The organism is Sulfitobacter sp. SK025, assembly GCF_003352105.1.
In the GTDB taxonomy this organism is placed as follows: Bacteria; Pseudomonadota; Alphaproteobacteria; order Rhodobacterales; family Rhodobacteraceae; genus Sulfitobacter; species Sulfitobacter pontiacus.
Genome location: NZ_CP025814.1, coordinates 1 through 5,863 on the forward strand (window position 1 = coordinate 1; position 5,863 = coordinate 5,863).

Consider the following 5,863-nt stretch of genomic DNA (forward strand, 5'->3'; position numbering starts at 1 on the left):
GTGCTCGACATCGCAGATGCGGTGCCAAAAGATGATCTGGCGTCGATGGAACACCCGTTGTTCTCGCTCGCGACAAAGCCAGATATGCGGCATCTCGAATACAGACAGGGAGACAACGTCCTCAAAATACGCCCATCCCCGCTAGGCCTCCCCACCATCTTCGACAAAGACATTCTGATATTTGTCATAAGCCAGCTCATGGCCCGAAAAAATAAGGGGCAGGAGATCGGGGACACGGTTCGGTTTTCCATGCGCGAAATGTGCATTGCCATAAACCGCCCTATCGGCGGAGATCACTATAAACGGATCGAAAACGCCATAGACCGACTACAAGGCACGCAATTTGTCACCAATGTCAGGACAGGCAAAGAAACCGAGCGCCGCACCTTCTCGATGATTGACGAAGGCGGCATGGTCAAAAACGAGGCTTTCACCCGCAACGATTATTGTGAGATCAAAATTTCGCGGTGGCTCATGCGGGCAATCGAAGCCAATGAAGTTGTCTCGATAAGCCGCGACTACTTCCGGCTACGCCGACCACTCGAACGACGGCTCTACGAGATCGCGCGGAAGTTTTGCGGGAACAAAAGCAAGTGGCAGATTGGCCTTGCCAACCTGCAAGATAGAACAGGCAGCAACGCTCCCCTAAAGCGCTTCCGCCTCAACCTTCGAGAAATCATCAAAGCGGACGTGACACCCTTCTACAGCTTTGAACTAACATCGGACGATTTAGTAGTCGTCAGACCCCGTAAAGCACACCCCACCGCCCTATCCCCTTCAATCAGAATACCTGATTGGGCAGATGAAAAGGGCCGCGAAATTGCGCGTGCAAAGGGCTGGGATTACCATGCTCTACAAAGCAAATGGTTAGCATATGCCAATGAAGAAGCCGCCAGTGGGAACGCTCCAAAAAACGCGGGTGCGGCTTTTGTCGGCTACTGTAAGAAACAGGAAAAACTTCGCTAAGTCAGGCGCCTAGATTTTCCCCTACCCCTTCAGCAACCCAAAAAACCGTCTGGGCGGCTTTGCCGTATGTTGCGGGCGTTGGTCCGCGATTGCCGCCAGTGCCTGCCTGTGATCGGCGCTCTGGCGTTCGATCTGCCCGCGCAAACTCTCGATCTGCTCGCTTGCCTGTTCCCTTTCACGCTCTCGTTCAAGGTTGGCATCCTCGATCTTCTCACGAAGCATCTTAACTTCGACTTCCAAAGCACTGTTTTGGTTGTTTTTTAATAGTTCTGCATGAGGGGTAGCATTCGGTTCTTTGTGTTCGGCAGAACCAGTTCTAGGGAACACCCTAAAAAGTTCCGATGTTTCAATTTCCCAATGCCCTTTTTCGTTCTTTTCTGCACTCATACGCTTTGAATTTAAGGCTTGTAGGAGTGTAGATTTAGCAACGCTCGCCTCTTTAGCCGCCTTGTTCAGAGATAGTTTTGCCATAGTTTTTCCTGCTTATTGTCGGTGGTCGTGTTCGGTTCTGCATGTCCGGTAGAACCAGTTTACATGAAAACCACCCCAGCAGGGAAGGGCAGGGCCAAAAAGGTTCAAAAACCTTCAACAACCTCTTTGGTTTTGAACGGGGTTTGTGGTGGCGGAAAACGGGGCAGGGGGCCTGCGCTCCACAAAGGAGCATTTTGGGAACAGTGTCATGGCGTGTGGTTTTACCTAGGCCAGCCGTTCGTGGAGATCGCAGAGAATGGCGGCTAGGAGCCCATTCTTACCAAGCGAAATTGAAATTATTTTGGAACTAAACCGATTTAGGCTGGTTGGGTTGTTAGCAATAAATGGAGATTATAATGACCAATCCAATTAAGACACTCGCTGCTGCTGCACTTATCAGCACTTTGTCTGTACCAGCTTTCGCTGCAGCGCACCTGGACTTACACGGAATGACCTGTGGAGAGTACAATCAGTTGGGTGGCGCAGATCGTGACAAGGTGGCTATGATGGCGATCGCCGAGCTTAACGACAACGTTGTACCAACCGATGGTACCGCAACAGCGACGGATTCATCTGTTGGTACCGCGGCAGAAGAGAGCAATTCTGCCGCTTCCTCTGGCTCCGCAACCGCAACTTCTATTGCCGGAGCTGACGACGACATGTCCCGCTTTGCCGAAGAAATGGCGATCTTGAACCGCACTTGTTCGCGTAACTGGGACGCGATGGTGACAGAAGCAGCAGCTGGCCAATCCGGCACACGTTAACCACCAACGAGATTACGACTGGAATGGGGTGCCCTCGGGGTGCCCCGCTTTGGTTTGGGGAAGATAAGATACTGGTCGCAACCCCCCAGCCAGGTGAACAGATCGTCGAGGGCTTGAGGCAAGCACCGCGTTGGAGTTCAGTCGATTTTCGCGATAATACAACGGTTGTGCTCGCCTACTCGGTGACTGGCAGACGCGATGGCAAAGACCCCTACGAAGCGTTCTGTGCCAGCACCTATGTTCAAAACGAAGGTAGATGGGTTCTACTCGCGCATCAGCAGACACCAAAATTGTAGCGCTGCGGTCCAAAGATACGAAGTAAATCAACGGCAAAAAAGTCCCGCACTGTGTGAATTCAGGCGCAGTGCAGCGAAGGTCGGTTACTGCTCTTCAAAACCTGACTGACATCGCCAGCCATAAGGCAGGGGAAGGGAGGTTTTGCTTGGTGCGCAGCACCAACCCTACCGCTCGATCCCATGCCCTCGGTCGCGATGGGCTTCCCGCTCAATCTCCTGCTGGCGTTCCAGCTCTTTCACCCGTTCCTGTTCTCGCGCGGCCTCCTGCGCGATGTGCCGTTCCTCGGCCTCACGGCCCTCGCGCAACGCGGCTGCGCGATCCGCTAAAGCATCCGAGTCGATCCCCGCTGCTGCCTCGCGCAACCGCGCCGCCAAATCCTGTGGTTCCGGTGCATCCCGCTCCGGCGCATCAACGTGCTGTTCCTTTTCACGGCCCTGTCGCGCCTCCCATGCGTCACGCAACCGCGTGGCAAGGTTGGGTTCTTCCTCTCGGCCGTCACGCCCCCCCGCAAGCGCCAGCTCGGCCTGACCTGATCCTAGACGATCCATGACGCGCTCTGCCGCACGGTCAAGCCAATCACGGACCTGTCCGGTCAGCTCCTGCACCACCTGCCTGACCTCGGCGGCACGATCCTTCACCTCGTGCCAAGCACGAACGGCGGCAACCTCGATGCCGCGCTCCTTGAGCTGCCACGCCCCCAGCGAGAGTTGGGGCAGGGGCGGGCGGTCCAGTGACATCGCCCGCACGGTTTCATGCAACTCCGCGCCCTCGTCGCCGCGCTCCCGCGCCGCCGATGCCCGCTCAAGCGCTTCGTCGCGCTGCGCCACGAGGGTCCGGTGATCCACGCGATCCTCGATGCCGGCGCGTTCAAGGGCAGCATTGCTGTCCCGCGCCCACGCCTCGCGCCAGCCCTCAAGAACCTCGACCTTATTCCAGTCGCGGTTCTTGGTGGTGAAGCCCCCGCGGGGCACGCTGCCCCCGTCGGACACGCTGCCCTCTGCATCCACCTCACGGGTGGTCAGCAGAATGTGGGCGTGATGGTTGCGCTCGTCGCCGATCCGCCCCGGCGCGTGCAGGGCGATGTCAGCCACCATGCCACGATCCACGAACTGGCTGCGCACGAACTCCCGCACCAGCTCAAGCCGCTGCGCATGGGTCAGTTCGGCGGGCAGGGCCACGCGGACCTCGCGGGCGACCTGGCTGTTCTTGCGGGTCTCGGCTTCCTCGACGCGGTTCCACAGCTCGGATCGGTCACGGACCCAATCCGGCGCGTGATCCGGTGCGAGGATTTCGGTGTGATCGACACCGCCCCGTGCCGCGTAATCGAAGGTAAGCCCGGTGCGGCGGTCTTCGATCCGCTCGGCCACGCGGTAGGCCGCTGCCGCCGTGGCGCTGCGGCCCTGACTGCGGGAAATCATCGTTGCGCGTAAATGATAGATCGCCATTCGGGGGCTGCACTTTGCTTAGGGGTTAAGGGGAAACGCCAGTCTCCCCTACCCACACAAACACGTAGCGTTTGTATAAGTGGGCACTTCGTGTCTTGCTCTCTACATCAACGTCAGCCTAAAAGCAACTTAAGGCAGTGGCAAAGGGGCCCAGAATGGCGCGGACAATAGATCAGCAGATTGCATCAACGCAGGCCAAGCTCGCCCGCCTCAAAACCCGCCAGAAAGCCAGCGAGACCCGGCGCAAGATCATCGTCGGGGCCATCGTTACAAGTGCCGCCTTGAACGACCCAAAGATTGCACGCTGGATGGCTTCGACCCTGCGCAAGAACGCCACCCGCGAAGTCGATCAGAAAGAACTGGTCGGGCTGCTGGAAGATCTCGATCAGGTCGCGGCGAAGGCGGATCAGACATGAGCAAGGATCCGTTCCAGATACTCGCCGATGAGCTGACCTTGATCCGCAAAGACATGGACCAGCTCCAACGCACCAGCCTCGACAAGGACGAGGCGAAAAAGCTGAACCAGATCGTGACGGCAGCAGTCCTGAAAATGGCAAAGGCGGCTGAGAATGCGCCGGGGGACATTCAGGAGGCTTTGGAAACGGACCGCGACCAGATGGCCCGCAGCGCCACACAGGCCGCAACAAGGGCTGCTGAGAGCGCCATGGCCGGTATCCGGCACGACCTCGACAACGAACGCGCAAAGCTCTCACAGGCCGCCGGAGAGGCTCGTAGAGAGGCATGGCGCTGGTTTGGCGGGTTCTGGGTGTGGTTGGCCTCCATGCTCGCCACAGGGGCCATTATCGGGGCGCTGGCGATGGCATGGATTGCCGGGCGGGGCGATGCCCGTGAGTTCGGGCAGTTTCCAAGCATCTATTGTGGCAGTGCGGGCGGTCAGGTGGTCGAACAGAACAACGGGTCCAGCTACTGCGCGATCTGGATCAACAGGCCGGATCAGTGAAAATCAGTCCGGCCATGCGTGGGGATCAGAGGTTGAGATTTGCGTCCTGCCGCTGATGCAGCACACGAATCACCTCGATCTGGTCGCCATTGTCGCGGAAATAAATCATATGCGATCCGACCGGGCATTTCAGATAGTCGGGGCGCACATCGACTTCCCGGCCCCTTTTGGTGCCAGATACCAACCCCTCGAACGTCGCAATCAAATCACGGTGGTAGCTGTCAGCCTGCGCAAGTGACCAGTTCTGAAACGTGTAAAGCCAGATGTCTTCAAGGTCGATCTCAGCCAGTGGCGAAAGCGCGTAGGATTTACCCTGCATGTTTGGCAGCATGCTTCGCGTGCATCCGGCTTAAAAATGCCTCGCTGTCGAAAGGACGCGGTGTCCCTGACTGTTCCCCAGCAATCAACGCATCCTGCAAAGCGCGGACCTTGGTTTCGTGTTCTTCGAGAAGTCTCAAGCCTGCCCGCACAACATCGCTGGCGGACCCATAACGGCCAGCTTGCACTTGCTCACCTATGAAATCTGAAAAGTGAGTTCCAAGGGTTACGGATGTGTTCCGGGGCATATCGACAATCCTTTTTCTAAGCAGAGCTAGTATGTACCAATAAGTATTACAGTTCAATCCTGTCGTTTAGCCCAAACCTTCCTAGTGTTTACAATGTTACCTACGGAGTAGTGTTACGGATTCGATAACGCGTTGGTATGAATGAGCTTAAACCGCCTCTGGGTTCCGAAAGGGCCAAACTTTGGTTCCGAAAGGGCCAAACTTTGGTTCCGAAAGGGCCACAAGCTTCCACAGGCAAATCGGGTTCCCGATAGGCCAAACTTTGCCCACATATTGATGGATTGGGCCAAGGTTCCTGATCGGCCAAATTTTAGGTTCCTGATCGGCCAAACTTCGGCCATGATAGCAACATGAGTCTTTTTACCCGAACGCCACCCTAACCTTGATCTCTTC

The 5,863-nt window shown here is 56.7% G+C and carries 8 protein-coding genes; 4 read left to right on the forward strand and 4 right to left on the reverse strand.

Translation table 11 applies throughout. The features are described 5' to 3' along the window. A complete protein-coding gene (locus C1J04_RS19225; RefSeq protein WP_114865796.1) occupies positions 1–966 on the forward strand; it encodes a replication initiator protein A in 966 nt (321 codons plus the stop codon). A 21-nt stretch (positions 967–987) separates the two neighbouring features. Here the strand turns inward: C1J04_RS19225 and C1J04_RS19230 are convergent, their stop codons facing one another. Beyond that, a complete protein-coding gene (locus C1J04_RS19230) occupies positions 988–1,437 on the reverse strand; it encodes a hypothetical protein (RefSeq protein WP_093734556.1) in 450 nt (149 codons plus the stop codon). Between the two features lie 356 nt (positions 1,438–1,793). Between C1J04_RS19230 and C1J04_RS19235 the strand changes: the two genes are divergently transcribed. After that, positions 1,794–2,201 carry an HdeA/HdeB family chaperone gene (locus C1J04_RS19235; protein ID WP_162797857.1) on the forward strand — a complete coding sequence of 136 codons (408 nt, stop codon included), beginning with the start codon at positions 1,794–1,796 and terminating at the stop codon, positions 2,199–2,201. A 461-nt stretch (positions 2,202–2,662) separates the two neighbouring features. Here C1J04_RS19235 and mobQ read toward each other — a convergent pair whose 3' ends face one another. After that, positions 2,663–3,943 (reverse strand): MobQ family relaxase, encoded by a 1,281-nt coding sequence (gene mobQ / locus C1J04_RS19240; RefSeq protein ID WP_114865798.1) that lies wholly within the window; start codon positions 3,941–3,943, stop codon positions 2,663–2,665. A 155-nt stretch (positions 3,944–4,098) separates the two neighbouring features. Here mobQ and C1J04_RS19245 point away from each other — a divergent pair, with 155 nt between their 5' ends. Continuing rightward, positions 4,099–4,359, forward strand: a complete 261-nt coding sequence (locus C1J04_RS19245; RefSeq protein ID WP_084355151.1) for a hypothetical protein — start codon at positions 4,099–4,101, stop codon at positions 4,357–4,359. Beyond that, a complete protein-coding gene (locus tag C1J04_RS19250; RefSeq protein WP_114865799.1) occupies positions 4,356–4,904 on the forward strand; it encodes a hypothetical protein in 549 nt (182 codons plus the stop codon). The genes C1J04_RS19245 and C1J04_RS19250 overlap by 4 nt, the downstream gene beginning before the upstream one ends. A gap of 25 nt (positions 4,905–4,929) precedes the next feature. Here C1J04_RS19250 and C1J04_RS19255 read toward each other — a convergent pair whose 3' ends face one another. Continuing rightward, entirely contained in the window at positions 4,930–5,223 is a 294-nt protein-coding gene (locus C1J04_RS19255; protein ID WP_093734555.1) for a type II toxin-antitoxin system RelE/ParE family toxin, read from the reverse strand. Continuing rightward, positions 5,213–5,470, reverse strand: coding sequence for a type II toxin-antitoxin system ParD family antitoxin (locus tag C1J04_RS19260; protein ID WP_102875940.1), 258 nt, complete (start codon positions 5,468–5,470; stop codon positions 5,213–5,215). Before C1J04_RS19260 ends, C1J04_RS19255 begins: the two co-directional genes overlap by 11 nt. Between the last annotated feature and the right edge of the window lie 393 nt (positions 5,471–5,863).

Bases quoted from the DNA above. Each gene is read 5' to 3' on its own strand.
- C1J04_RS19230 (WP_093734556.1), bottom strand. From the start codon at position 1,437: ATGGCAAAACTATCTCTGAACAAGGCGGCTAAAGAGGCGAGCGTTGCT.
- C1J04_RS19235 (WP_162797857.1), top strand. From the start codon at position 1,794: ATGACCAATCCAATTAAGACACTCGCTGCTGCTGCACTTATCAGCACT.
- mobQ (WP_114865798.1), bottom strand. From the start codon at position 3,943: ATGGCGATCTATCATTTACGCGCAACGATGATTTCCCGCAGTCAGGGC.
- C1J04_RS19245 (WP_084355151.1), top strand. From the start codon at position 4,099: ATGGCGCGGACAATAGATCAGCAGATTGCATCAACGCAGGCCAAGCTC.
- C1J04_RS19250 (WP_114865799.1), top strand. From the start codon at position 4,356: ATGAGCAAGGATCCGTTCCAGATACTCGCCGATGAGCTGACCTTGATC.
- C1J04_RS19255 (WP_093734555.1), bottom strand. From the start codon at position 5,223: ATGCAGGGTAAATCCTACGCGCTTTCGCCACTGGCTGAGATCGACCTT.
- C1J04_RS19260 (WP_102875940.1), bottom strand. From the start codon at position 5,470: ATGCCCCGGAACACATCCGTAACCCTTGGAACTCACTTTTCAGATTTC.